We start from the raw sequence: 22,682 nt of genomic DNA on the forward strand, positions 1-22,682 counted from the left end.
TGAAGGACATCATCGCCAAAGAAAAAGGAGTGGATCGCATGAAGCTGGCTTTGGCAGCCCTTATCACCCTCGCATCGGCAAGCCTCGCCACCACCGCGCAGGCCGCCCAGCCCGTCACCGGCCGTTGGGCCACGGTGGACGGCAAGGCAATCGTCGCTATCGCGCCCTGCGGCAAGCAGCTGTGCGGCCGGATCGAACGGATCGTCAAGCCCACCCCCGGCCGCGCGCCCACCGACATCAAGAATCCTGATCCCGCGCTGCGATCGAAGCCGCTCGTCGGCCTCGCGCTGCTGTCCGGCTTCGAGGATGCCGGCGACATCTGGAAGGGTACGATCTACGACCCCGAAAGCGGCAAGAGCTATGCCTCGAAAGTCAGCCGCAACCCCAACGGCACGCTCAAGGTTCAGGGCTGCATCGCCTTCTTCTGCAAGACCCAGACCTGGACGCCCGTGCGCTGACTATATCTGCACCAGATGCGCGACATCCGCCGCGCGCTCCTGCGCGATATCGCCCTGCCGGATGATCCGGCCATTCTGCATCGCGCTATAGCGGTCGGCGAAGCGCCAGACAAAATCCAGATATTGCTCCACCACCAGCACCGCCATGCCCATCTGATCGCGGACGTGGACCAGAGCCGCCTCGATCTGCTGCACAACATTGGGCTGGATGCCCTCGGTCGGCTCGTCCAGCAGCAACAGGCTCGGCTCGCCCGCCAGCGCGCGGCCGATGGCAAGCTGCTGCTGCTCGCCGCCCGACAGAAAGCCGGCCGCGCGCCCGCGAATGTCCCAGAGCTTGGGGAACAGGTCGAAGATATGCTGCGGCACCCGGCCGGCCCCCTTCCCCCGCCCCGCCAGCGCGGACAGGCCGGTCTCCAGATTCTCCATCACCGTCAGCTGCGGAAACACATGCCGACCCTGCGGCACGAAGCCGATCCCCGCCCGCGCCCGCTGATGCGCGCCCAGCCGCCCCACGTCCCGCCCGTCGAAGCGGATGCTGCCTGCCATGGAAGAGCGCGTCCCCATGATCGTATGGAGCAGCGTCGTCTTGCCCACGCCATTGCGCCCGATCAGCGCCATCACCTGCCCGCGCTCCAGCGCCAGATCGACATCCCACAGCACCTGGCTCTGCCCATAAGCGCCGCACACGCCGCTCAGCTCCAGCAGCGGCCCGCTCACGCCACATGCCCCAGATAGACGGCTGCGACCTGCGGATCGGCGCGCACCTCGGCGATGCTGCCCTGCTTCAGGAACCTGCCCTGATGCATGACCGTAACGGGCGCGGCGAGCTGCTCGACGAAGCTCATATCATGGTCGATGACCAGCACCGTGCGGCTTTCGCCAAGGCCATGGATCAATTCGGCGGTGCGGCTCGTCTCGGCCGGTCCCATGCCGGCGGTCGGTTCGTCCAGCAGCAGCAGCTCCGCGCCGGTCGCCACCACCATTGCGATCTCCAGCCACTGCTTCTCGCCATGCGCCAGCGTGCCCGCGTCGACATCGGCGCGGTGAGTGAGCTTCACGCTCTCCAGCGCCTCTTCCACCGCCAGCCGCTCGTCCGCCGATATGCCCGACCGCAGGCTCTTCCACCAGCGCCGGTCGCGCCGCGCCGCCAGCGCCAGATTGTCGCGCACGCTCAAGCTCGGCAGCACGCCCGGCGCCTGAAACTTGCGGCATATGCCCCGCGCTAAGATCTGCTGTTCGGGCAGCCGCTGTATCTCCTCGCCCTTGAAGATCACCCTCCCCTCGCTCGGCCGCACCCGGCCGATGATCGTGTCGCACAAGGTCGATTTTCCCGCGCCATTGGGGCCGATCACCACCCGCGTTTCGCCGCGATTGAGCGTCATGCTGAAATGGTCGAGCGCCTTGAACCCGCTATAGTCGATGGTTACGCCATCGACGCTCAGCAGCAGTTCGGACACCGCCGATCCGCTCATGCCCCCTTGCCCTTCGCAAGCCCCGCCAACCCCTGCGGCAGCAGGGTGACCACGAAGATGAACAGCGCCCCCATCAGGTAGAGCCAGAGTTCAGGAAAGGCGCTCGACACCGCGTCGCGCGCCAGATTGACCAGCAACGCGCCGACGATCGCGCCAGCGAGGCTGTACCGCCCGCCGATCGCCACCCACACCACCATCTCGATCGACGGCACCACCCCGATCAGCGCGGGCGACACCACGCCCGCGTGCAGCGTGAACAGCGCCCCGCCGACCCCCGCCAGCAAGGCCGCAATCGCGAACGCCACGACCTTGAACGGCGTCGGGCTATAGCCCAGGAACCGCACCCTATTCTCCCCGTCGCGCGCCGCGCGCAGCAATATGCCGAAGCGCGAGGCGAGCAACCAGCGCAGGCCCACGAACGCCGCGCACAATATCGCCAGCGTCACCCAGTACAGCCCTGGCCCGGTGCCGGGGCTCGCCAGCCCGAAGCCGAAGATCGAATAGAAATCGGTGAGCCCGTTGAACCCCCCGGTCACATCCTGCCGGCTGATGATGAGAGTGGAGAAAGCGAGCGCCAGCGCCTGCGTGATGAGCGCGAAATAGGTGCCGCCCACTCGCCGGTGGAACACCGCCCAGGAAAAGAGCGCGCCGACCAGCATCGGCACGATCAGGATCGCCGCCAGCGTGAACACGGGACTGGCGAAGGGCGTCCACCAGAAGGGCAGGCTCTCGCGCCCGCTCCACAGCATGAAGTCGGGTATCTCCCCCTGCGGCAGGTCGCTGAGCTTCATGTGCATGGCGATGGCGTAGCCGCCCAGCCCGAAGAACACCCCCTGCCCCAGGCTCAATATGCCGCCATGCCCCCAGATGAGGACGAGGCCCAGCGCCAGGATCGCCATCGCCATGAAGCGCGCGAGCAGGTTGAGATCATAGGCCGACAGCGCGAAGGGCGCGGCGACCGCCAGCCCCAGCAGCAGCCACGGCAACGCCGGCCGTGCGGCCTGAAAGCGCGACAGGTCAGGCATCGAGTTGCCGCGTCCTGACCGCGATCACCCCTTGTGGCCGGACCTGGATGAAAAGGATGACGAACACCAGCAGCAGCATCTGCGCCACGCTCACATCGACGAAAATCTGCGCCAGCGCGGCGAAGAGGCCGAGGATGATCGCCGACGCCGTAGTCCCGACGATACTGCCCAGCCCGCCCATGACGACGACGAGGAAGGCGGGAATGATATAGCTCTGCCCGACATTGGGGGTCACCGGCCCGAGCAGCGCCAGCATCACCCCGGCCAGCCCCGCCACCCCGGAGCCGAGGCAGAAGATGGTAAAATCCACCCGCCGCACGTCGATCCCCACTGCGGACGCCATCATCCGGTCCTGATTGACTGCGCGCACCAGCAGCCCGATCCGCGTCCTGAGCAGCAGCAGCGCAAGTCCCGCCAGCACCAGCGCCGCGACCAGGATGATGAAGAGCCGCGCCGAAGGCAACGTAACGCCGCCGACCATGAAGCTGCCGCTCAGCCATTCCGGCGCGCGCACCTCCACCCCGATCGCGCCGAACAGGTCGCGCGCGGCCTGTTGCAGGATCAGGCTGACGCCCCATGTCGCCAGCAACGTGTCAAGCGGACGGGCAGACAGGCGCCGGATCAGCGCCGACTGGATCAACCCGCCCATCGCCGCCGCGCCAACGAACGCGACGGGTATCGCGAGCACTATGCCCGCCGCGCCCGGCACAACCAGCAGGGTCAGCCACGCCAGATAGCCCCCCAGCATCAGCATCTCGCCATGCGCCATGTTGATGACGCGCATCAGCCCGAACGACAGCGCCAGCCCCAGCGCCGCCAGCAAATAGAGCGACGCCAGCGACACGCCATTGAACAACTGGTTGAGGAAGAGGGAGTCCATCTGCCTAGGTCCGTTCGCCCTGAGCGAAGTCGAAGGGCTTGGCTGAGCGGAGCGAAGCCACTTCGCTACGCTCAGTGTAGGGCTTCGACAGGCTCAGCCCGAACGGGTTTTGGCCTTTCATCTCGCGCTCAAAGCTTGCAGCTCTTGCCCGGAAACGCCAGCGCATCATAAGGCTCGGGCGCGATGTCCTTGCCGCTGTCGGCGATGATCTCGAATTGGCCATCGGCCTTCAGCTTCCCGATATAGGCTTTCTGCGTCAGGCTCTGGTTGGCCGCGAAGCTCACCTTGCCCATAGGCGTTTCAAACCCGCCCAGCCCCGCCGCCGCCTTGCGCACCGCATCGGGATCGAAGCTCTTGGCCTTCTCCACCGCCGCCTTCCACGCATAGACGTCCAGATAGCCATGCACCATCGGATCGGTGATCGCCGCATCCTTGCCGAACTTCGCCTGATAGGCGGCGATGAACTTGGCGTTGGCCTCGCCCGGCAGGCTCTGGAAATAATTCCACGCCGCATAGCTGCCCTCGACCAGCGCCGCGCCCATCGCCTTGGCTTCCTGCTCGCCGATGGAGAAGGACATGACCGGCATCGTCTTGGTGCTGATGCCTGCCGCCTGCAACTGCTTGAAGAAGGCGACATTGCTGTCGCCATTCAGCGTGTTGATGATGATCGCGGGTTTGGCCTGCCCGATCTTGGCGATGACGCCCGAAAAGTCGGTTCCGCCCAGCGGTACATAGGCTTCGCCCAGCACCGCCATCCCGCCCTTCTCGATATGTTTTTTCAGGATCAGGTTGGCGGTGCGGGGATAGACATAGTCGGACCCGACCAGGAAGAAGCTCTTATAGCCCTGTTTCACCGCCCATTCGAGCGCGGGCAACGCCTGCTGGTTGGGCTGCGCGCCCGAATACATGATGTTGGGCGAACATTCATTGCCCTCGAACTGGACCGGATACCAGAGCAGGTTCTTGGTCCGCTCGAACACCGGCAGCATCGCCTTGCGGCTGGCGGAGGTCCAGCCGCCGAACACGGTCGATACACCGTCGCTCTCGATCAGCTTCGACGCCTTCTGCGCGAAGGTCGACGGGTCGGACGCGCCATCCTCGACCACGGCGTTGACCTTTTTGCCCATCACCCCGCCGGCGGCGTTGATCTCCTCGATCGCCAGCATCTCAGCGTTCTTGACCGTGATCTCGCTGATCGCCATCGTGCCGGTCAGCGACTGGAGCACGCCCACCGACACGCTGTCCCCCGCCGGCGCGCCCGATCCGCCACCGCCGCCCGAGCAGGAAGCCAGCGCCAGCGCGCAGGCGGAAGAGGCAAGCACAAGCAGCTTGGAACGGATCATGATGTGATGGTCTCCCCGGTCAGGCCGCTCGCGGCGCTGAGGCGCTTCGGTCGCTTGAAAGGCTATGGAAAGGCGGCAAACCCCCGTATGCGTCATTTGACGTAGGCTTGTCCGTCCCGCTTCCCCCTAAACTCGGCCTATGGCGAGCAGGGCTGACAGACTGAGCAAAGCGGCGGGCAAGGCGCGCGCCTTCCCCCGACTTTTCCCACTCTTGGGGCGTGTCGCGCGCGATCCGCTCTTCGCTTTCCTTCTCGCTGGCGCGGGTTTGTTCGGCGGCTATCAGCTGATCCAGCGCCTTGAAAAGCCGCCGGTCGTCTACACGCCGGAGATCGAGCAGGCGCAGGTCGCCGATTTGGAGGCGCTGACCGGCCGCAGCGTCAGCGCCGCCGACCGAGCGAAGCTCAAGGCCGACTATATCGCCGAGGAGCTGCTGTTCCGCGAAGCGATCGACCGCGACATGCACCTCACTGATAGCGAGACGCGCAAGCGGCTGGTCGACAAGGTCCGCTACCTCATCGCCGGCGCGCCGCCCGAGCCGACCGAGGAGCAGCTGATCGACTATTACGCTACCCACCTGCCGCTCTACCGCGCCGAACCGCGCACCAGCTTCACCCAGATTTTCCGCCAGCAAAAGCCCGCCGACGCCGGCCTGCTGCTCGCCCGGCTCAACGCCGGCGAAACAATCGAGGGCGACGATTTTTGGCTTGGCCGCGACTATCCGCGCTATGGCGACTCCATGGTGCGCGGCATTTTCGGCCAGCCCTTCGTCGATCGGCTGAAGGTCGCGCCGCAGGGCGAGTGGATCGGCCCGATCGCGTCGCCGCGCGGCTGGCATTTCGTCCGGCGCGGCGAGCGCGTCGCGTCCGCGATGATCCCCTTCCCCGCGATCAGGGATCAGGTGCGGCAGGATTATATGATCGCCCACAGCAACGCCGCCATCGGGAAGGCGCTGGCGGGGCTCAGGGAGAAGTTCGATGTCGAAGAATAAGCTCGCCGCGCTGCTGCTGCTGGCGCTGGCGGCGCTGCTGCCAGGGCCGGCGCTCGCCGACATCTTCCTGTCCGCCGATTTCGCCCTGACGCGCGGCGAAGACCCCGGCACTTATGAATTCACCGCCGCCGTCCCCGAAACGGTGGGCCAGCCCGCGCCCGTCACTTTGCCCGAGGGCTGCCAGCAGACCGGCATGACTCGCCAGACCGGCGGCGGCCGCGCGCAATATGCGATCGAATTTTCCTGCGACCGCCCGTTCCGCGCCGGCGACATGATCCAGACCCGCTGGAAAGCGGATGGCGGCCGCTTCGTCACCAATGTCATGGGCGCGCAGGTCGACCGCAGCCTCACCGGCGACGCGAACGGCATTGCCGTGCCGGTGGGCGAGACCGCCGCGCAGGCCCGCCCGATCGGCCAGATCGCCCCTGAATTTCTGGCGCAGGGTGTCTGGCATATCTGGCTCGGCTGGGACCATCTCGCCTTCGTGCTGTGCCTGGCGCTGCTGGCGCGCGGACGCCAGTTGCTCTGGCTTGTGAGCGCCTTCACCACCGGCCACTCGATTTCGCTCGCTCTCGCCTTTTTTGACCTGGTGCGCGCGCCGGTGCCCCCGGTCGAGGCCGCCATTGCTCTCTCGATCGCCTTCATGGCGCGCGAGGCGCTGTTGATCGGCAAGGGGCGGCAGCGCTTCGCCTTCAACCGCCAGCTCGTCGTGGTCTCGTTGTTCGGCCTGCTCCATGGCCTTGGCTTCGCGACCGCGCTCGGCGAGCTGGGCGTCCAGGCGGACGAGAGGCTATCGGCGCTGATCTTCTTCAACCTCGGCGTAGAGGCCGGGCAGCTCGCATTCGTCGGCGCGATCATGGCGGCGCTGGCGGGCCTGCGCGCCATATCGCTGGCGGCGCCTGCGCGGGCGGCGGCGCTCTATGCCACCGGCGCGATCGGCTGCTTCTGGATGGTCGAGCGGGTGATCGGCTTCGGCGCGGCCTGATCGCGCCAGCGCGCCACCTCCGCCCGCCCGCCCCGCGCGATCAGCCCGCTCATATTGGCGACGGCAAAGGAAACGCCGTGCAGATTGCGCCGCTGCGGCACCCCCGGAATCGGCCGGGGATGGCCCGAAGCGTAGAAGAAACCGTCTCGCGCCTCCCATCTGTCGCGCGGCAGATCCCAGTCGGGCGACACGCCGATCACCCCGTCCAGGCTGCCCGGATAGCAGGGTGTCCCATCCACCGCCCGCGCCGCGACGATCAGCACTCCGGCCGCTCGTGCCCGCTCGACAGCATCGGCAAAAATATGCTGATGCGTCGCATTAACCGTGCCGAGGCTGAGGTTGATAAGGTCCACTTCCGCCGCAATTGCCGCATCAATCGCCCGCACCAGCGCCCGCGCTGTCGTGCGCAGCGAATCATGGAACACACGCATAGGCAAGCATTTGGAATCAGGTGACAAACTCTGGATCGCAGCCGTCACGGCTGTACCATGTCCGAGTGCGTCACAGCTGTCCCACTCGCTGTTCGCTTTGTCCCCTTCGATGGCGATTCCGGGCAGCAGCCGCGCCGCGTCGATATGCGGATGATTGGGCTGAACCCCGCTGTCGATCACCGCGATCCGCACCGGCTCAGGCATCGGCCATCGCCCTGCGCTGTTCCATCCGCGCCCGCCCGTCCGCCAGTCGGATCACGCAATCGGCCATTTCCGCCAGCGCCGGCTTGTGGGTGATGACGATGATGGTCGCGCCCGGCAGCGCGTCCCTCAGTCGCCCCGCCACCAGCGCCTCGGTCTCGCTGTCCAGCGCCGATGTCGGCTCGTCCAGGATCAGCACCGACGGCTGCCGCAGCAGCGCCCGCGCCAGCACGATCCGCTGCCGCTCGCCGGCGGACAGCGCTGCCCCCCGCTCGCCGCAGCGCGTGTCATAGCCCAGCGGCAACCCGGCGACGAACCCGTCCAGCCCCGCCGCACGCGCCGCCGCCTCGATCTCGCTCTGGCGCACCCCTTCGAGCGCGAAGCCGATATTGGCCGCGATCGTGTCGTTGAACAGATAGGGCGCCTGATCGACCAGGATGATCTCGCGCCGCACATCGTCCAGCGCATAGTCGCGCAGGTCGCGCCCGTTCACCAGCAGCCGCCCGCTGTCCGGGTCGAGATAGCGGACGATCAGGTCCGCCATGGTCGACTTGCCGACCCCGCTCGGCCCCAGGATTGCGCACAGGCTTCCCGACGGGATCGTCAGATCGATGTCGCGCAGCACCGCGTCCCGATCATAGCGCGTCCCCACCCGCTCGAACCGCACCTCGCCTGCCCGAACCAGCGGCGCAGCGTCGGCACGCTCCACGACATCGGGCTTGGTATCGAACAGCTCGAATATCCGCCCCAGCGACACCCGCGCCGAAGCCAGCCCCGATGTCAGCCCCATCAGCGTCTGGATGGGCGACAGCAGCCGCATATGATAGGTCATGAAGGCGACCAGCGTGCCGATGCTCATCCCGCCCTCGATGATCCGCCAGCCGCCATAGAGGATCACCGCCGATGTCGCCGCCGTCATAAGCGTGCCCGGCAGCGCCCCGGTCATGAAAGACGCAAGCTGCATCCGCATCATCGCGCCGACAAAGGCGTCGTTCTTCGCCTTGAACCGCCCCACCTCATGCTCGCCCGCGCGCAGCGACGCGACCACCCGCATCCCCATCACCGTATCGACCAGCAGGCTGCCGAGATCCGCCCCCCGCTCCCGCATCTCGCGGGTCAGCGCCGTCAGCCGCCGCTGATAATAAGAGAAGGTGGCGAGGCTGGCGGGCACCAGCACCACGCTTACGAGGAACAGCCGCCAGTCGAGCCAGAGCATCATCGCCACGCAGCCGACGAAGAACAGCAGGTTGCTCACCACCGACAGCAAGCTGTCCGACGCGATGCGCTGCACGTCGCTCACATCGCTGTTCATCCGCGACACGAGATCGCCCAGCCGGAAGCTGCCGTAGAAACGCGGCGAGAGCGTCTGCAAATGCCGCAGCAGCGCCGCACGAATATCGTAGAGCATCGCCGCCGACAGCGCGACGTAGCGATAGCTGGCGAGGATGTTGACGACAAAGCCCGCCACCGTCACCCCGATCATGATCGCCGCGATCTCGACCAGAGCCCCCATGTCGCGCTTCAGCAGCGCCTGGTCGATCATCAGCTTCGAGAGGTAAGGCTGCGCCAGCCCCAACGCGGTCGACAGCAGGCTGATCGCCAGCACCAGCAGCAACGCGCCCCGATAGGGCTTCAGGAAGGGCGCCAGCCGCCGGTAGGTGCGCCAGTCGGCGACGGGCGGCGCGGCATCGCTCACGCCGCCGCCGCGCGCGGGATCAGGCGGAACCCGTCGAGCAGGAAGCGCGGCTCGGGCAGCTTCGCCAGCAGGCCGGTGCACCAATGATGCCCCTCCATCAGCGCTGCGTGCTGCGCCCGCCACCATAGCCCCTGCCCGCCATTGGTGTAGAATTGCGCGCTCAAAAGCAAATGCCGCCGCATCGCCGCGATCAGCATCGAGCGATAATGGGTGAGCAGCGCTGCCCGGTCGCCGCCCTCGGCGATCCCCGCCACAACCGCCGCCGCCAGTATCGCCTCCCGCACCGACTGCGCCACCCCGTCGCCGCAGATCGGATCGAACCCCAGCGCCGCCGTGCCGCACGCCAGCCAGTCGTCGCCATGCAACGGCAGGCTCAGGCGCGGCGAAGCGGCAAAAGGCGTGGACGCCGCCTCCACGGCGTCCACGACCGGCGCGATCAGCGCGCTCTGCCCCAGCAGCGCGTCGATCGGACCGCCTACCCCCAGCAGCCAGCCCATCCGCGCCTCGTCCGGCACCAGATAGAGCCAGCCGCTCTCTACCGCCTCGATCCGCGCCTCGGCAGCGCAGGCAGAATCGCGCAACCGCACCCGCGCCGCCACCGCGTTGCGATCGCCAAAGACGCGCATCTCCCCGGCTGGCACAGGCGGCACCGTGTGAATGGTGAAATCGGCAGGCCCGTCAAAGGTGGCAGTCGGCACCGCCAGCGCCGCCTGCACCTGCGCCTCCGAAGCCAGCGCCGCGCCATGGGGCACCACCACCGGCGGTCCGCCGCCCCAGGCCACCACCCGCCGCCGAACGCGCGGCCGATCGGCGAACAGGTCGGGCCGGTCGAACACACCCCGGATCAGGTCCAGCGCCGGATCGCTCAGCATGATCGTCGGCACGGATGGACGACGGACAGCCTCGGTTGCGACCCGAAGACCCGTGCCGGTCAAGATATGCGCGCACCCGCTGGCGGCGATCCCGCTGCCCCGGATGGCGATGGCCGTCATCGTCTCCCCACGATTGCGGATGCGACCGTCATTCCACCGCGACCATGCCCGCGCCGGTAGTGTCGTTGCCCAGATCCCAGGTCGTTTCCAGCTTCAGCGTCTTGGCGTCATAGACTTCGATGTCGTAGCTCGCGCCATAGATATAGAGCTTGGCCCCATCCATCGACATGCCGAAGCGGAAGCGGGAGCGGCACGGAAATTCGGCCTTATCGACAACTGCATTGGTCGCCATATTCATATGCCAGAATTCGCAGCGCTTGTTGCCGAGCTTGCCGTTGGTGACGACGGTGTAGGCCTGCTTGCCGTCCGGCGTGACCTGCAATCCCGCCATAGCTTCGGGCGCAGGCCCGATCGGCGTGAAGGCGAACTGGCGATTGTTGAGGTCGAACCGCGCCAGCCCGAACATCTTGTTGTGGATATAGGGGTCGGCCGCGTTGAACAGCGACACATATTGGCCCGGCGTGCGGATCGTGTCCATCGGCCCGCCGAAGCCGACATTCTCCAGGCCGGTGCCTTCGGGCTTCGCAAGGTCTATGCGGTCCACGACCTTGAGCGTCGCGGTATCGACGATCAGCACCTTCTCCCCGAACACATAAAGGAACTTGCCGTCGGGCGACAGCTTGTAGGCCGACCGCCAGCCCCCCGACCGTTCGTCCTCCCGCTCCAGCTCGACCATGCGCGCGACCTTCTGGGTCTTCATATCGACCACGCCCCAGCTCGGCTTGCCGACCGTGTAGCGATCCACGCCCTTCTCGAACTTGGTAAGCAACGTGTAGAAATAGCGGCCCGTCGGGTCCGGCACCCCGCCCCAGAAGCGGTAGCGGGTCGTGCCGTCATTGAGGCTGAACTTGCTTGCCACCTTGCGCGTCGCGGTGTCGATCACCTCGATCCCGCTGGTGGTGATGGTCGTCACATAGATGCGCTTGCCGTCATCCGACAGGGTCATCGACGTCGGCAGTCCGGTGGCTAGGGTGAGCTTCTTCGTCACCGCGCCCTTGGCTTCATCGAAGACCAGCAACTGGTCGGGATAGGAGCCCATGAACAATGTCGCGGCGGACGCTGGCAGCGCGCCCAGCAACGACAAGCCAGCGGCAAGAACGGTGCGAAGGGTCATGGCGCGCCTCATGGGAAAACAAGGTCCAGGTTGCGCCAGTCCTTAGTGGCGGTGGCGCAATTGCTCGCCCAGTCGGGCGAATAATTGACATGGTCGGGCACCTGCACCGGCCAGAAGCAGGTGACGTAGCAATCGTATATGTCGCGCTCGACCGGCTGGCACAGCCCCGCCGTGCCGCCCCCTGCATCGACTTCCCAGCCCGGCGAGAAGGACAAAGTGCAGCCCATCGGCACATGCGGACGCGGCTGCTGCTGGAGGGCGACGACATCCTCCTCCATGTCATCCGGGTTCTGCGCCACCGCCTCGATCTGCGTCACCGCCTCGTCAATCGCGCGCGCTTTTTTGTTGATCGGCCGGAGATGCTTCATGACAGGCCCTTTCGTTCAGCGAAGCGTTCGAGGAAGCCGGGATTCTTCACCGCCAGTTCGCCGTAGATGCGCAGGCAGGTGTCGGTCCATTGCCGGATCCAGTCGCAATAATGGAGGTTGGCGTGCCCCGTGTCGCCGTAGCGCACGAACGCCTCATGATGGCATCCGCCAGCGCACAGCGGCCGCGCCCAGCAGCTCTGGCAGTCATATTTCGCCTCGACATGCCCGCGCGCCAGGAAGTCGCTCTGCTTCGTCCGGTCAATCCCGCTCGACACATGCCCCATGACATGCGTGTCGGCGTCGGTGAAGCGGTGGCAGGGCGACAGGTCACCCGACGGACTGACCCCCATCAGCCCCAGTCCAGCCCCGCAGGGATGCGACTTGTTGACGCCCGAAATCAGTTCGCTGATCGTCTCGCTGACATTGGTGAAACCATGGACTTCGCCGCGGAGGGCATATTCCAGCCATTCGTCGGCCAGCACGGTGAACTGCGCCAGCACATCGTCCATGCCCTTGCCGTCGATCGAATAGGCGCGTTCCTCGCCCGTCGTCACCGGCGCGAAGCCGACTTCATGGAAGCCCAGATCGTCCTTCAGATGGCGGAATATCCGCACTACGTCGGTCACGCCCTCGGTCAGCGTCACCCGCGCCGTCACCGCGCGTGTCCGGTGGTTGGCGATCAGCGTCCGCAGGCGCGGCTCGATCACCGCATAGCTGCCCTTGCCATTTTTGTAGACGCGATGCTTGTCCTGCACCTCAGGCGGGCCGTCCATGGACACGGTGACGCCGATCCGGTTGTCGGACAGGAAAGTCACGATCTCTTCGGTCAGCAGCGTCGCGTTGGTGGTGAGGCTGTAGGTGATGCCCTTCCCCGCCGCCGCCGTCGCGGCGTTGGCATACTCCACCACGTCGCGCAGCAGACGGAAGTTCATCAGCGTCTCGCCGCCGAAGAAGGTGATATGCACCGCCTTGCGCCCGACCGCCTCGGCGATCAGCAGATCGACCGATGCCTTCGCTGTCTCCAGCGTCATATATTTGGGCTTGCCCGCCGGCGTCGCGATCTTGTCCGCGCCGAATTCGTAGCAATAGGTGCAGGCGAGATTGCACTGGTTGGTGACGTTCAGCACCAGCGCCTGGAGCGGGAAGTCGGCCGGCGGCGCCTGCGGCATTACCGGGGCCGCCGCGCCCAGCTGGATCAGCCGCGCCGCGCGCAATTCGCGTACCAAAGCCTCGGCCTCGGCCGCATCCCTGCCTTCGCTCGTCAGCGCGCGGATCATGTCGGCATGGGTCAGTTCCTGCCCCTCCAGCCGATCCAGCACCGCGCGCACATCGGCATCGACCTCGAAGATCGCACCCGCGCTTACCAGATAGACGAACGCGCTGCCGCCCGCCGCAAAGCCATGATATTCTGCGCGGCGATATGCCGGTGCCTGCATCACCGTCATCGCGACACCTCCGGCTGGTCGATCATTTTGTAGAGCGGCACCGTCACCACCATGTACGACCGGGCGCTCAGCGGCTTGCCGAACTTGTCGCGCTCATTCTTCGCCGTCGCGACCACCCACACCTCGCCATAATTGTTGCGGCCGAAGCGGCGGGCGGGGTTCGGCCCTTCCTCGGCCGGGGTGAAGAAGGCGGTGGGGCTGAGCGCGCCCACATATTTGGTGTCGTCGTCATAATAGACCGACATGAACTCCTGCATCGACCAGTCAGCCGGCACCGGGCCTACCGCGATGTCATCCGCCGTGTTCGGCTTGCCGTCGAGGCCATTTTCATAGCCGATCGCCTCGAACTGCTGGTAGCCCTTGGGGAATTTAACCCCCCCGAGCCGCGCCAGCGACGTTTCAGGCGTCGCCTTGATATAGTCGATCTTGCGATAGACCGGGAAGGCCTGCTCCAGCACCGCGCCCGCGATGCTGACGTCGCGTGGGCCGGAGGTCGCGCCGGGGGCTATGTCCGCCGTCACCACCAGCTCCTTCGGGGTTGCCGACACGATCTTCGTGACGCTGACGCCCTCGCCAAGATCGATGTCGGCCACGCCGGGCGCGGCGGGCAGATTATTGCCCAGGATGCGCACCTGCACAGCCTTCGCCCCCGCCTTAACCGGGCCGGGCGCCACCGCCAGCACAGTCGGCGCGGCGGTCGCGCGCACCAACTTCACGTCATAGCCGAATTCCTGATAACTGCCCCAGAACCAGCGTCCGGTCGCGCTCTGCTGGTCGGGCGCGAACCACATCGCCTCCCGCGCTGCGCTGGTCAGATCATCGGGCCGCGCCGCGCCGGTCCCCTGCGAACTGCCGCGCCAGCTATAGCCGGCATAGACGATCCCCGTCCCGCTGCGGCTGATGGTCGTGCCATCGGCCAGCGAGCGCAGCGTCACCTGCGTGGTGAACTCGTCCGCCGCCTTGCCCGGCGCGACCACATAGTCGCCCACGAAGCGCCCCTTGCCCGGCACGCTCGCCACCACCAGCCATTCCCCCGCAAGCCGGGGATTGCGCTGCCGCGCGCTCCACGCCGCCCATTCGGGCGTATGCAGCGGCGCGACCTTGGGCATATAGGTCAGCGCATATTCGCCGCGGTTCATCTTGTCCTTGGGATCGCGCCCGGCGGGCTGTTCGCTATCCTCGGCGGGGCGGCGATATTGCGCGTCGGCCTGCGAATAGAGGGCGACATGCAAGTCCTGAAGCTGTTTCCATTCCAGCTTCGACCGCCGCCAGGACAAAGGCTGGGCAAAACTGTGGCAGGCGGCGCAGGCCCCGCGCATCGTCTCGTTGGGAATGTTCGTTTCGTCCAGCATCCGCTTTTCGGGCAGATACATGACCGGCCGCGCCTCCTCCGGCGCAAGACCGTGCGAGGAGGATAGCGACTTCACGATCGCCCGGCTTTCTTCGGGCGTGATCGACAGGCCGTTGAGGCTCACCATCCGCTTGATCGCCTGTGACCAGCCTTCCGGCGTCGTGCGAACCCAGCTAATCCGCGTCATGTTACCCTTGGCGTCGGCGCTGTGGCACGCCCCGCATTTCTCCTTGACTAGCGGATCGGCGACCGGGATGCCCGCCTCGGTCTCCTTCATCGTCGCGCCGTCTGGGCCGCCATCCGCCTGCGCGAACACGACCGACGCGGAAAACAGAGCCATAAGGCCGAATTTCGTGACGGGAAGCCGATTCACCCTGCCTGTCCCCCTTTGCGGACTCCTGCCGCCAATGTCGCGAGCCTAGATAGCCGTCACGGCCACGCCATTGCCCAAATGACGTATGGCGCGGCACCGATCCGCCATAGAAATCTTGACGACCGTCAGGATTTTTTCTTGCGGAGCGCAATCCCGCTCAGACAGGCATGGAGAATATAGTTGGCGCTCATCCGGCTGACATAGGTCGGGTCAAGGATCGGCGCGGTATCGAGCAGGTCGAACCCGACCACCTTGGTCTGCGCGCAGAGCTGTCGCACCATCGGGATCGCCTCGCGCATGGCGAGACCGCCCGGCACTGGTCGCCCCGATGCCGGCGCATCGCCGGGGTCGAGCACGCTCATATCGAACGAGACGAACACATTCTCCGGCCCCTTGCTGAGACCCGCCACCAGATCGTCGGCGACCGCCCGCCATCCCTTCTCCTGGATCGTCGCGGTCGGCACGATCTTGGCGCCCTGCGCCGCCAGCCGCTGCCGGACGGCTGGTCCGGCATCGCGGCCATTCAGACCCACCAGAGTCACGTCGCTACCGCGCAGCAGATTTTGAGCCAGCAGGCGGGTCAGAGTCTGGTTGTCGGACAGGCGATGGTCTCCATCCAGTTCGGCGTCGGCATGGGCATCGAACTGCACCAGCGCCACCTTGCCCGCGCCATAGACATCGACCATCGCCGCGACATCGGGGAACATGATCGTATGGTCGCCGCCGACGATGAAGGGCACCGTGCCGAGGCTCGCCATCTCGGCGATCATCTTGCGGACATGGTCCATGCCCCGGTCGGGCGCCATGTAGTCCACCGCCAGGTCGCCATAATCGGCGATCGACAGCAGCACGCCGGGGTCGATCCCGCCATCGGCATCCGCGCCGACCAGCCCGTCCATGCCGCGCAGCGCCATTGGCGCATGTTTGGAATCGCGCCAGCCCGACGAGAAATCCAGCGGCACGCCGACAAAGGCGACCTCCACCTTGCCGGCGACCAGATCCTCCTTGCGGATCGCGACCGGGGCGTCGGCGAAGGTCGGCACGCCCGCCTTCTGGAACATGTATCGCTTCAGGCTGAACGGCCCGTCCGCGCGCTGGCGCTTGTCGAACAGCTTGGGGCGCAGCGTCGTGCTGGCGTTCCACCCCCGCGCCTGCGGGTTGAGCGCGATCTCGGCGGGATCGCGCCCGGCCTTGAAGCGGCTGTCCTCAATGATGGCCAGCAGCCCGCTGGCATAGGCGTCCACTTCCTCGGCAGAGCGTCCGGCTAGCGCAACCTTCACCTTTTCAGGCGTCAGCCCGAACCGCTCCAGCGCGGCCGCGTCCGACAGCAGCGCCTGCTTCTCTGGCGACAGGCCGGCCAGCGGGTCGCCCTGTGCCTGTGCCTGTGCCTGGGCCGGGGCTGAGGCCAGGATGATTGCCATGGCGAACAGGGCCGTGTGCGCCCCTCGGCAAGCGCGGGCCATCAGTTCTTCTTCCCATAATAGGCGTCAAGCCCATGATCGACCGACACGGGGTTCAGATAGCCCGGCTTCAGCCCCTTCTTGCGCATCGCGATGCCGGCGAGGCAGGCATTCAGCAGGTAATTGCTGTTGAGCGCCGTCTTGTAGCTGGTGTCGAGATAGGGGGCGACCTCGACGATATCTATGCCGGCGATGTCGTTCTGCGCGCAGAGGTTCCGCATGATCGGCTGCGCCTCCCGCATCGTCAGCCCCCCGGGCACGGGCGTGCCGGTGCCGGGCATGAAGGCGGGATCGAGCACATCGACGTCAAAGCTGATCCACAGCTTCTTCGCATTTTCCCGCGCTTCCTTGAGCGCGCGGGCCATGACCCGTTCCCAGCCCCATTTCTCGACCTCGACCATCGTGTGGTAGCGCATCCCCTTGTTGCGCATCCAGCCGAAGGTTTCGAGGTCCGGTCCCCGCGCGCGCAGCCCCATCTGGATATAGTCGCTGCCGCGAACATGCCCCTCGCTCAGCACGCGATAGACCGGTTGCCCATGGTCGAGCAGATGCACCCGGCCACGGCCGATGTCATAATGGCTGTCGAAATGGATGACGCTGACATTGCCCTTGCCATGCACGTCGGCGGCGGCGGCCAGGTTGGGATATTCCAGGCTATGGTCGCCGCCGATCACGATCGGGATCGCGCCGGTGCGGGCGATCTCGGCCACCATCTCGCGGACATGATCGACGCTGCGCTCGGTGCTGTTCTGGTCGATGGCGATATCGCCATAATCGACGATCTTGAGCGCGGCATTGGGATTTATCATCGAATACATGTCGTTGCCGGTCGCGCCGCCGGTCATCCGCATGGCGCGCGGGCCGTCGATGGCGTTGCGCCAGCCCGACCCCATGTCGAGCGGCGCGCCGACGATCGCGACGTCGACCTTGCCGGCCTTCAGATCCTCGGGCGTCATGGCCACCGGCGCGCCGGCGAAGGTCGCAAAGCCGCCGCCAAAGCCGCCGACATAGCGGGTCAGCTCGACCGGGCCGGGATCGCGGCGCGGGTCGAGCGCGGACGGGCGCCTGGCCTTCCACGCATTGAACCAGGGCGAGGCCGTGTCGAGCGGGATCGCCGCCAGATCGCGCCCGGCCTTATATTCGACCTGCGCGTGCAGCGCCTGCATGGCGTCGATATAGGCGCTGATCTCCTCGACCGTCCGGGTGCGGATGCGGTCGAACAGCATATCCTTTTCGACATAGCGGCCGGTGACGCCGCTTTTCAGGAAATCGACCTTCGCCTTGTCAATGCCGGCGAGCTTCGCCTCGACATCCTTGGGCAACTCCAAAGGCTTCGGCCTGCCCATATCGTCCTCGATCGGCGTCTGCATCGCCGGGGTGCCGGCGTTCCTGTCGGGCGCGCGATAGGGCGGGTCGCCGGCGACTGCAGCCCCGACCGCCGCTATTCCGGCCATGCTCCATGCGGCGATGGCGTTGAGTGAGGGCATAAATTCCTCCTGCCGGCATCCGGCACAGACGGTGGAGGCAAAGCGGATGTCCGCTGCGCTCCGAAGGGGTAAGCGCGCCGCCGGTCGCTCCCCATGGGGCGTTTGACGTAGGGCGACGCCGCAGCGGCCAGGCCTCGCCCCATGCTACGTCAAATGCCCCATGTTTGGACGGCCGCGCGGTCCATAGCCTCCCAGGACAGAAACGAGGCCCGGAAACGGCCTCCGCATGTCGCCGCGCCCCGGCAAGAACCCAAGAATATCCGGTCGGTCGGGGCAGGGAAAAGAAGAAAAGGGGAACAGCATGTCTTATCGCGCAAAGTTGAAGCTGGCGCTCTTGTCCGCGACCATCATCTCGGGTGCGGCAGCGCCGGTGATGGCGCAGGAGCCGCAAGCCGCCGCCGAAGCGGAAAGCGACGTCATCGTCGTCACCGGGACGCGCCGCAGTACCGCGCTGACGGAAACGCCAATCAACATAACGGCGATCAGCGGCGAGAAACTTCAGGCGCAGCGCATCAATGATGTGCGCTCCCTCGGGGACTTCACGCCGGGCCTCACTGTGCTGGACACAGGGCCGGGAACGACCGGCACCATCGTCATGCGCGGGCTGAGCGCGGACGACGTCAGCGACACCGGCAGCAACAGCGACAATGCGGTGGGCACCTATCTGGGCGACGTGCCGCTTTATCTGGATTTCAAACTGATTGACTTGGAACGGACCGAAGTTCTGTTCGGCCCGCAGGGCACGCTTTATGGACTGGGGACGCTGGCCGGCTCTATCCGCTACATCCCCAACCGCCCCGACCCGGACGCCATGTCGGGATACATCCATGCGCGCGCCTACGACATCGCACATGGCAAGGATATCGGCTGGAACATCGACGGCGCGTTCAACTTCCCGATTATTCCCGGCAAAATCGCATGGCGGTCGACCGCCGGCTATTACGACGAGGCCGGCTTCATCGACTATAATTATCTGCTGAAGACGCCCGGCACGTCGATCGCGCAGCCCGGCGGCGGCAGTTCTCTGCCCGGCACCTCCCTTCCCGATCCGGCCGACCCGCCAAGCCTGGGTACCCCGGAACAGCAGGCCGCGAACCTGCGGAGCAAGAAGGATCAGAATTTCGAGCACACCTTCGCCACCCGGCAACAGATCGGCCTGTTCCCGACCGAAGGCCTGACCGGCTATTTGAGCTATGTCTATCAGCGGACCAAGACCAACGGCAACCAGTCGAACAGCGCTGGCGTGCTGGGCACCGGCAGATACGAAAACGCATCGCGTTACCTCGACGAGTCCGACCGGAAGGCGCACCTTGTCAGCTTTGAACTGGAAGCGGAACTGGGCGACGTAGCGCAGCTCGTGTCCGCCACTGCCTACACCAAGCGTCAGACCAAGAGCCATTCGGACGTCACCGACCTGCTGCTCGACCTCGACTATGACTATGAGCTTTTCCCCGCCTTTTCCGGCTTCACGACCAGCCAGAACACGCAACGTCAGTGGAACCAGGAAATCCGGCTGGTGTCCGCCCATGGCGGCTCCTTCAGCTGGGTGCTCGGTGGCTTCTTCAATGAATTGAAAACCCAGAACGACTATGCCGAACGCACGCCCGGCCTGGCGCAGGATTTTGGGATTACCGACAATCCGGAATCCCTGGAATATGTGAGCTACACCAAGTCCAGGATCAGCGAGAAGGCGGTGTTCGGCGAGGCGAGCTTCCAGGTTACGCCCGAATGGCAGGTTACGGCCGGCGGACGCTACTTCAAATATAAGTCGGATATCGAAGGCGCGATCGTGCTGCCGCTGCTCGGCGATCCGCTGAGCCCCTATGATGTCGAACCGGGCGGGGGCGTGGCGAGCGACGACGGCGTCGTCTGGAAGTTCAACACCTCCTACAAGTTCAGCCCCAACCTCATGGTCTATGTGACCTACAGCAAGGGTTACCGCATCGGAGGCCCCAATCGGGTCGCCCCTTGCCCTGAAAATCTGGAAGAGGCGCAGAATGCCTGCGCCCTCCCCAACGAACTTTTCTTCGGCCCCGACAAGACCATCAACAAGGAGATCGGCATTCGCGGCAGCCTGTTCGATCGCAAGCTGAACTTCAGCCTGTCGGGCTATCATATCGACTGGAAGGGCATCCAGCTGGGTAGCGTCACTACGTTCGGCGCAACGGGTATCACCGTGAACGGCGGCGAGGCCGTTTCCAAGGGTATCGATTTCTCCTTCGACGCCCGGCCCATTCCCAAGCTCACCATTTCGGGCACCTATGCCTATAATGACGCTCATCTGACCGAGGACGTCGAAGATCTGCTCACCTACCGCAACTCGGCCTTCCCAGGTCTTCGGACCAATGGCAGACCATGCAGCGTGTTCTGGGGGTCGTCCAACCCGCTCAATGCCACCTGCGAAGACAAGTTTGTCGATGTCGACGCGAAGAAAGGTGATCGGCTGCCCGGGTCCACGAAGAATTCGGGCACGATCAGCCTGACCTGGGAAGAGCCGATCGGCGATGCGACGATATTGGCGAACTGGACCGCAATATATCGCGGCGGGGTGTTCTCGCGTCCGGGCAACCGGGCGTTTGGCGAGCGCATTCCGAGCTATATCGTCAACCGCGCTTCGGTCACATACCAGATGGAGGATTGGGAAGTCCGGCTTTTCGCGGACAATATCTTTGACAAATATGCCATTACTTCCGTCGGCAATGACCGGTCGCGGCAGATCGTCAACGATGGTATCGCATCGCGCTATTACACGCGCGGCGTGATATCGCCGCGGAAACTGGGCGTCGAGACGGTTTTCCGGTTCTGACATTTAATCCACCTCTACCCCCTCCCCCCTCAGCCAGTCGCGCACGGGCGCAAGCGCTGCCCCGTGCCGTTTCCAGCGGGCGACGGCGTCGGCGTTGAGGGGGCGGCGGACCTGGGCGGCGCTGGGGGTCGCCACCGCCGCCTTATTCTCGTGGAAGGACAGGCAGGCCGCGTCCCAGTCCAGCCCGCAATGGGCGAGCAGCCGTCGCGTCTGTCCCTCCTGATCCGCGACCAGCGCTTCATAGGATAGCTGGAGGATGCGGCCCGGAAAGAGCCGGTCCCAGAGCGCCATCAGCCGGTCGAACCGGGCGAAATAGCGCGCTGTGTCCATCAGATCGTAGCTATAGGCATAATAGGCCGACTGGCTGGCGAAGAGATTCTTGTAGTTGCTCCAGACCGTGTCCATCGGATGGCGGCGAAGGCACACGATCCGCGCCTGGGGCAAAGCACGGGCGATGTGGCTGATATAGAGGAAATTGGCGGGCAACTTGTCGACGAAGCGCGGCTTCCCCTCCGGCCGGTGATGCACGGCCCGCGCCATATACCCCCGCCCCATCGCCAGCGGATCGGCCGAGGCGCTGGCGGCGATCGTCGCTGGGTCGATCACCTGGCGGGAGGCGGTGCCCGCAAGCTGCTTTACCGCCAGCGGCATCGCCTGCAACTCGCCGGCCGATCCGACCTGCGGATGGGAGGAGAGAATGCGATCGACCAGCGTGGTTCCGGTGCGCGGCATTCCGACGACGAAGATCGGCGAGGGATCGTTCAGCCCCTCGCCCCATGAGGCAGGCGGACCGTCGGCGAAGAGATGCTCGATTGCGTCGAAGATCGCGGCGTCCGAGGCGAAATCATAGCCTATCTCCTGCTTGTGCGCTGCGTTGGCGGCGGAGAGATGGGCGAAGGCGGCCGCGCCGTCGCCCAGATCCTCCTGCGTCTTCGCCAGCGCATAGCGGAGGCGCAGGCGGTCCTCGGGCCGGGACGCCGCCGCCAGCGCGGCTTCGAGCCGAGGGATATGGTGATTTTCCGCGGTCTGCTTCGACAGGATCGCCAGCGCATAATGGACGCGGGCGTCGCCGGGATCGGCGGCCAGGATCGCCTCATAGTGAGAACGCGCCGCCGCCTCCTGCCCGGTGAAGCCATAGGCCGCCGCCAGATTGTAGCGATAGCTGAGATTGGCGGGTTCGGCCTCGACCGCCGCCTCGAACGGCGCGAGCGAGGCCGCATGATCGCCGAGGCGGGCCAGCACGCAGCCGATGGTGTCGTGCGTCAGAGCATCGGCCGGACCCGCCGCCAGCGCATCCCGCGCCGCCCGCCCCGCTTCGCCGTCGCGGCGCAGCAGGATCAGCAGCCGGGCATATTGGGCCAGATGCTCGGCGCTCGCACCCCGCGCCACGGCCTGCTCCAGCATCGGCAGCGCCTTTGCCACCTGCCCCGCCTCCGCCGCCGCCATGCCGAGCAGGAAGAAGCCGGCGGGCCGGTCGGGCTGCTCCAGCGCCAGCCGCTGCGCCGCCTGCGCCGCCGCCGCAAGGTCGCCGCGCGCCAGCGCCGCGCGGGCGGCTGCCTCCAGGCTCATGCCGGCCTTGCCTGACGCTGGCGCGGAGTCGATCGCGATCTCCTACGAAGTTCACACCATGGCAGGGCTTTTTCGGCTCGAAGCGCTCGCGACGCGCCCCCGACGCGCTGCCGACGCGCTCGCGACGCGCCTCTTCCTACAGGCGCCGGATGGGGCTTGCGGGAGGGAAGGATGAGGCGGATCGGCATTGGCGGAGGAGAACAGAAAAATTCCTACATTGGAAGGTGCCGCCGCCTCC

Annotated in this window: 19 protein-coding genes; 4 read left to right on the top strand and 15 right to left on the bottom strand. The window is 66.0% G+C overall.

Features of this window, described 5'->3' with window-relative positions:
* The first annotated feature begins 38 nt into the window (after nucleotides 1-38).
* The gene (locus tag V2B31_RS00110) at nucleotides 39-458 is read left to right on the top strand and encodes a DUF2147 domain-containing protein (RefSeq protein WP_328274192.1); all 420 of its coding nucleotides are present in this window, start codon (nucleotides 39-41) and stop codon (nucleotides 456-458) included.
* Here V2B31_RS00110 and urtE read toward each other — a convergent pair whose 3' ends face one another.
* The 5 genes from urtE to urtA all read right to left on the bottom strand — a co-directional run bounded on the left by urtE (nucleotide 459) and on the right by urtA (nucleotide 5,178).
* A complete protein-coding gene (gene urtE / locus V2B31_RS00115) occupies nucleotides 459-1,175 on the bottom strand; it encodes an urea ABC transporter ATP-binding subunit UrtE (protein WP_328274193.1) in 717 nt (238 codons plus the stop codon).
* Complete coding sequence (gene urtD, locus V2B31_RS00120) at nucleotides 1,172-1,930, bottom strand: urea ABC transporter ATP-binding protein UrtD (RefSeq protein ID WP_328274194.1); 759 nt, start codon at nucleotides 1,928-1,930, stop codon at nucleotides 1,172-1,174. Before urtD ends, urtE begins: the two co-directional genes overlap by 4 nt.
* Complete coding sequence (gene urtC / locus V2B31_RS00125; protein WP_328274195.1) at nucleotides 1,927-2,955, bottom strand: urea ABC transporter permease subunit UrtC; 1,029 nt, start codon at nucleotides 2,953-2,955, stop codon at nucleotides 1,927-1,929. The genes urtD and urtC overlap by 4 nt, the downstream gene beginning before the upstream one ends.
* A complete protein-coding gene (urtB, locus tag V2B31_RS00130; protein WP_328274196.1) occupies nucleotides 2,948-3,835 on the bottom strand; it encodes an urea ABC transporter permease subunit UrtB in 888 nt (295 codons plus the stop codon). The genes urtC and urtB overlap by 8 nt, the downstream gene beginning before the upstream one ends.
* Nucleotides 3,836-3,963: 128 nt before the next feature.
* On the bottom strand, nucleotides 3,964-5,178 hold the full coding sequence (gene urtA, locus V2B31_RS00135; protein ID WP_328274197.1) for an urea ABC transporter substrate-binding protein: 1,215 nt from the start codon (nucleotides 5,176-5,178) through the stop codon (nucleotides 3,964-3,966).
* Nucleotides 5,179-5,317: 139 nt separating this feature from the next.
* Here urtA and V2B31_RS00140 point away from each other — a divergent pair, with 139 nt between their 5' ends.
* Nucleotides 5,318-6,166 carry a peptidylprolyl isomerase gene (locus V2B31_RS00140; protein WP_328274198.1) on the top strand — a complete coding sequence of 283 codons (849 nt, stop codon included), beginning with the start codon at nucleotides 5,318-5,320 and terminating at the stop codon, nucleotides 6,164-6,166.
* Nucleotides 6,153-7,151 carry a HupE/UreJ family protein gene (locus V2B31_RS00145; protein WP_328274199.1) on the top strand — a complete coding sequence of 333 codons (999 nt, stop codon included), beginning with the start codon at nucleotides 6,153-6,155 and terminating at the stop codon, nucleotides 7,149-7,151. The genes V2B31_RS00140 and V2B31_RS00145 overlap by 14 nt, the downstream gene beginning before the upstream one ends.
* Here V2B31_RS00145 and qhpE read toward each other — a convergent pair.
* From qhpE to V2B31_RS00190, 9 genes are all read right to left on the bottom strand, one after another.
* Nucleotides 7,085-7,786, bottom strand: a complete 702-nt coding sequence (qhpE, locus tag V2B31_RS00150) for a subtilisin-like serine protease QhpE (RefSeq protein ID WP_328274200.1) — start codon at nucleotides 7,784-7,786, stop codon at nucleotides 7,085-7,087. The genes V2B31_RS00145 and qhpE overlap by 67 nt on opposite strands.
* The gene (locus V2B31_RS00155; RefSeq protein ID WP_328274201.1) at nucleotides 7,779-9,479 is read right to left on the bottom strand and encodes an ABC transporter ATP-binding protein; all 1,701 of its coding nucleotides are present in this window, start codon (nucleotides 9,477-9,479) and stop codon (nucleotides 7,779-7,781) included. The genes qhpE and V2B31_RS00155 overlap by 8 nt, the downstream gene beginning before the upstream one ends.
* Nucleotides 9,476-10,471 (bottom strand): hypothetical protein, encoded by a 996-nt coding sequence (locus tag V2B31_RS00160; RefSeq protein ID WP_328274202.1) that lies wholly within the window; start codon nucleotides 10,469-10,471, stop codon nucleotides 9,476-9,478. The genes V2B31_RS00155 and V2B31_RS00160 overlap by 4 nt, the downstream gene beginning before the upstream one ends.
* Before the next feature lie 28 nt (nucleotides 10,472-10,499).
* Nucleotides 10,500-11,585: a hypothetical protein gene (locus V2B31_RS00165; protein WP_328274203.1), complete on the bottom strand. Its 1,086-nt coding sequence runs from the start codon at nucleotides 11,583-11,585 to the stop codon at nucleotides 10,500-10,502.
* Nucleotides 11,586-11,593: 8 nt separating this feature from the next.
* Nucleotides 11,594-11,953, bottom strand: coding sequence for a quinohemoprotein amine dehydrogenase subunit gamma (qhpC, locus tag V2B31_RS00170; RefSeq protein WP_328274204.1), 360 nt, complete (start codon nucleotides 11,951-11,953; stop codon nucleotides 11,594-11,596).
* The gene (gene peaB / locus V2B31_RS00175) at nucleotides 11,950-13,398 is read right to left on the bottom strand and encodes a quinohemoprotein amine dehydrogenase maturation protein (RefSeq protein WP_328274205.1); all 1,449 of its coding nucleotides are present in this window, start codon (nucleotides 13,396-13,398) and stop codon (nucleotides 11,950-11,952) included. The genes qhpC and peaB overlap by 4 nt, the downstream gene beginning before the upstream one ends.
* Nucleotides 13,395-15,089: a quinohemoprotein amine dehydrogenase subunit alpha gene (gene peaA, locus V2B31_RS00180; RefSeq protein WP_328274206.1), complete on the bottom strand. Its 1,695-nt coding sequence runs from the start codon at nucleotides 15,087-15,089 to the stop codon at nucleotides 13,395-13,397. Before peaA ends, peaB begins: the two co-directional genes overlap by 4 nt.
* Before the next feature lie 158 nt (nucleotides 15,090-15,247).
* Nucleotides 15,248-16,543: an agmatinase family protein gene (locus V2B31_RS00185; RefSeq protein WP_328274207.1), complete on the bottom strand. Its 1,296-nt coding sequence runs from the start codon at nucleotides 16,541-16,543 to the stop codon at nucleotides 15,248-15,250.
* A 41-nt stretch (nucleotides 16,544-16,584) separates the two neighbouring features.
* Nucleotides 16,585-18,069 (bottom strand): agmatinase family protein, encoded by a 1,485-nt coding sequence (locus V2B31_RS00190; protein ID WP_328274208.1) that lies wholly within the window; start codon nucleotides 18,067-18,069, stop codon nucleotides 16,585-16,587.
* A gap of 301 nt (nucleotides 18,070-18,370) precedes the next feature.
* Between V2B31_RS00190 and V2B31_RS00195 the strand changes: the two genes are divergently transcribed.
* A complete protein-coding gene (locus V2B31_RS00195; RefSeq protein ID WP_328274209.1) occupies nucleotides 18,371-20,875 on the top strand; it encodes a TonB-dependent receptor in 2,505 nt (834 codons plus the stop codon).
* 3 nt (nucleotides 20,876-20,878) lie between these two features.
* Here the strand turns inward: V2B31_RS00195 and V2B31_RS00200 are convergent, their stop codons facing one another.
* A complete protein-coding gene (locus V2B31_RS00200; RefSeq protein ID WP_328274210.1) occupies nucleotides 20,879-22,444 on the bottom strand; it encodes a tetratricopeptide repeat-containing sulfotransferase family protein in 1,566 nt (521 codons plus the stop codon).
* Between the last annotated feature and the right edge of the window lie 238 nt (nucleotides 22,445-22,682).

Origin of the sequence: Sphingobium sp., assembly GCF_036170395.1 — a bacterium.
Taxonomy (GTDB): domain Bacteria; phylum Pseudomonadota; class Alphaproteobacteria; order Sphingomonadales; family Sphingomonadaceae; genus Sphingobium.

What these genes read in the sequence shown, in the direction of transcription:
- qhpE (WP_328274200.1), bottom strand. Translation starts at nt 7,786, where the DNA reads ATGCCTGAGCCGGTGCGGATCGCGGTGATCGACAGCGGGGTTCAGCCC.
- V2B31_RS00185 (WP_328274207.1), bottom strand. Translation starts at nt 16,543, where the DNA reads ATGGCAATCATCCTGGCCTCAGCCCCGGCCCAGGCACAGGCACAGGCA.
- urtC (WP_328274195.1), bottom strand. Translation starts at nt 2,955, where the DNA reads ATGCCTGACCTGTCGCGCTTTCAGGCCGCACGGCCGGCGTTGCCGTGG.
- urtD (WP_328274194.1), bottom strand. Translation starts at nt 1,930, where the DNA reads ATGAGCGGATCGGCGGTGTCCGAACTGCTGCTGAGCGTCGATGGCGTA.
- V2B31_RS00140 (WP_328274198.1), top strand. Translation starts at nt 5,318, where the DNA reads ATGGCGAGCAGGGCTGACAGACTGAGCAAAGCGGCGGGCAAGGCGCGC.
- V2B31_RS00165 (WP_328274203.1), bottom strand. Translation starts at nt 11,585, where the DNA reads ATGACCCTTCGCACCGTTCTTGCCGCTGGCTTGTCGTTGCTGGGCGCG.
- V2B31_RS00160 (WP_328274202.1), bottom strand. Translation starts at nt 10,471, where the DNA reads ATGACGGCCATCGCCATCCGGGGCAGCGGGATCGCCGCCAGCGGGTGC.
- V2B31_RS00190 (WP_328274208.1), bottom strand. Translation starts at nt 18,069, where the DNA reads ATGCCCTCACTCAACGCCATCGCCGCATGGAGCATGGCCGGAATAGCG.
- V2B31_RS00110 (WP_328274192.1), top strand. Translation starts at nt 39, where the DNA reads ATGAAGCTGGCTTTGGCAGCCCTTATCACCCTCGCATCGGCAAGCCTC.
- V2B31_RS00195 (WP_328274209.1), top strand. Translation starts at nt 18,371, where the DNA reads ATGTCTTATCGCGCAAAGTTGAAGCTGGCGCTCTTGTCCGCGACCATC.
- urtA (WP_328274197.1), bottom strand. Translation starts at nt 5,178, where the DNA reads ATGATCCGTTCCAAGCTGCTTGTGCTTGCCTCTTCCGCCTGCGCGCTG.
- peaA (WP_328274206.1), bottom strand. Translation starts at nt 15,089, where the DNA reads ATGGCTCTGTTTTCCGCGTCGGTCGTGTTCGCGCAGGCGGATGGCGGC.
- urtB (WP_328274196.1), bottom strand. Translation starts at nt 3,835, where the DNA reads ATGGACTCCCTCTTCCTCAACCAGTTGTTCAATGGCGTGTCGCTGGCG.
- peaB (WP_328274205.1), bottom strand. Translation starts at nt 13,398, where the DNA reads ATGACGGTGATGCAGGCACCGGCATATCGCCGCGCAGAATATCATGGC.
- V2B31_RS00145 (WP_328274199.1), top strand. Translation starts at nt 6,153, where the DNA reads ATGTCGAAGAATAAGCTCGCCGCGCTGCTGCTGCTGGCGCTGGCGGCG.
- qhpC (WP_328274204.1), bottom strand. Translation starts at nt 11,953, where the DNA reads ATGAAGCATCTCCGGCCGATCAACAAAAAAGCGCGCGCGATTGACGAG.
- V2B31_RS00200 (WP_328274210.1), bottom strand. Translation starts at nt 22,444, where the DNA reads ATGAGCCTGGAGGCAGCCGCCCGCGCGGCGCTGGCGCGCGGCGACCTT.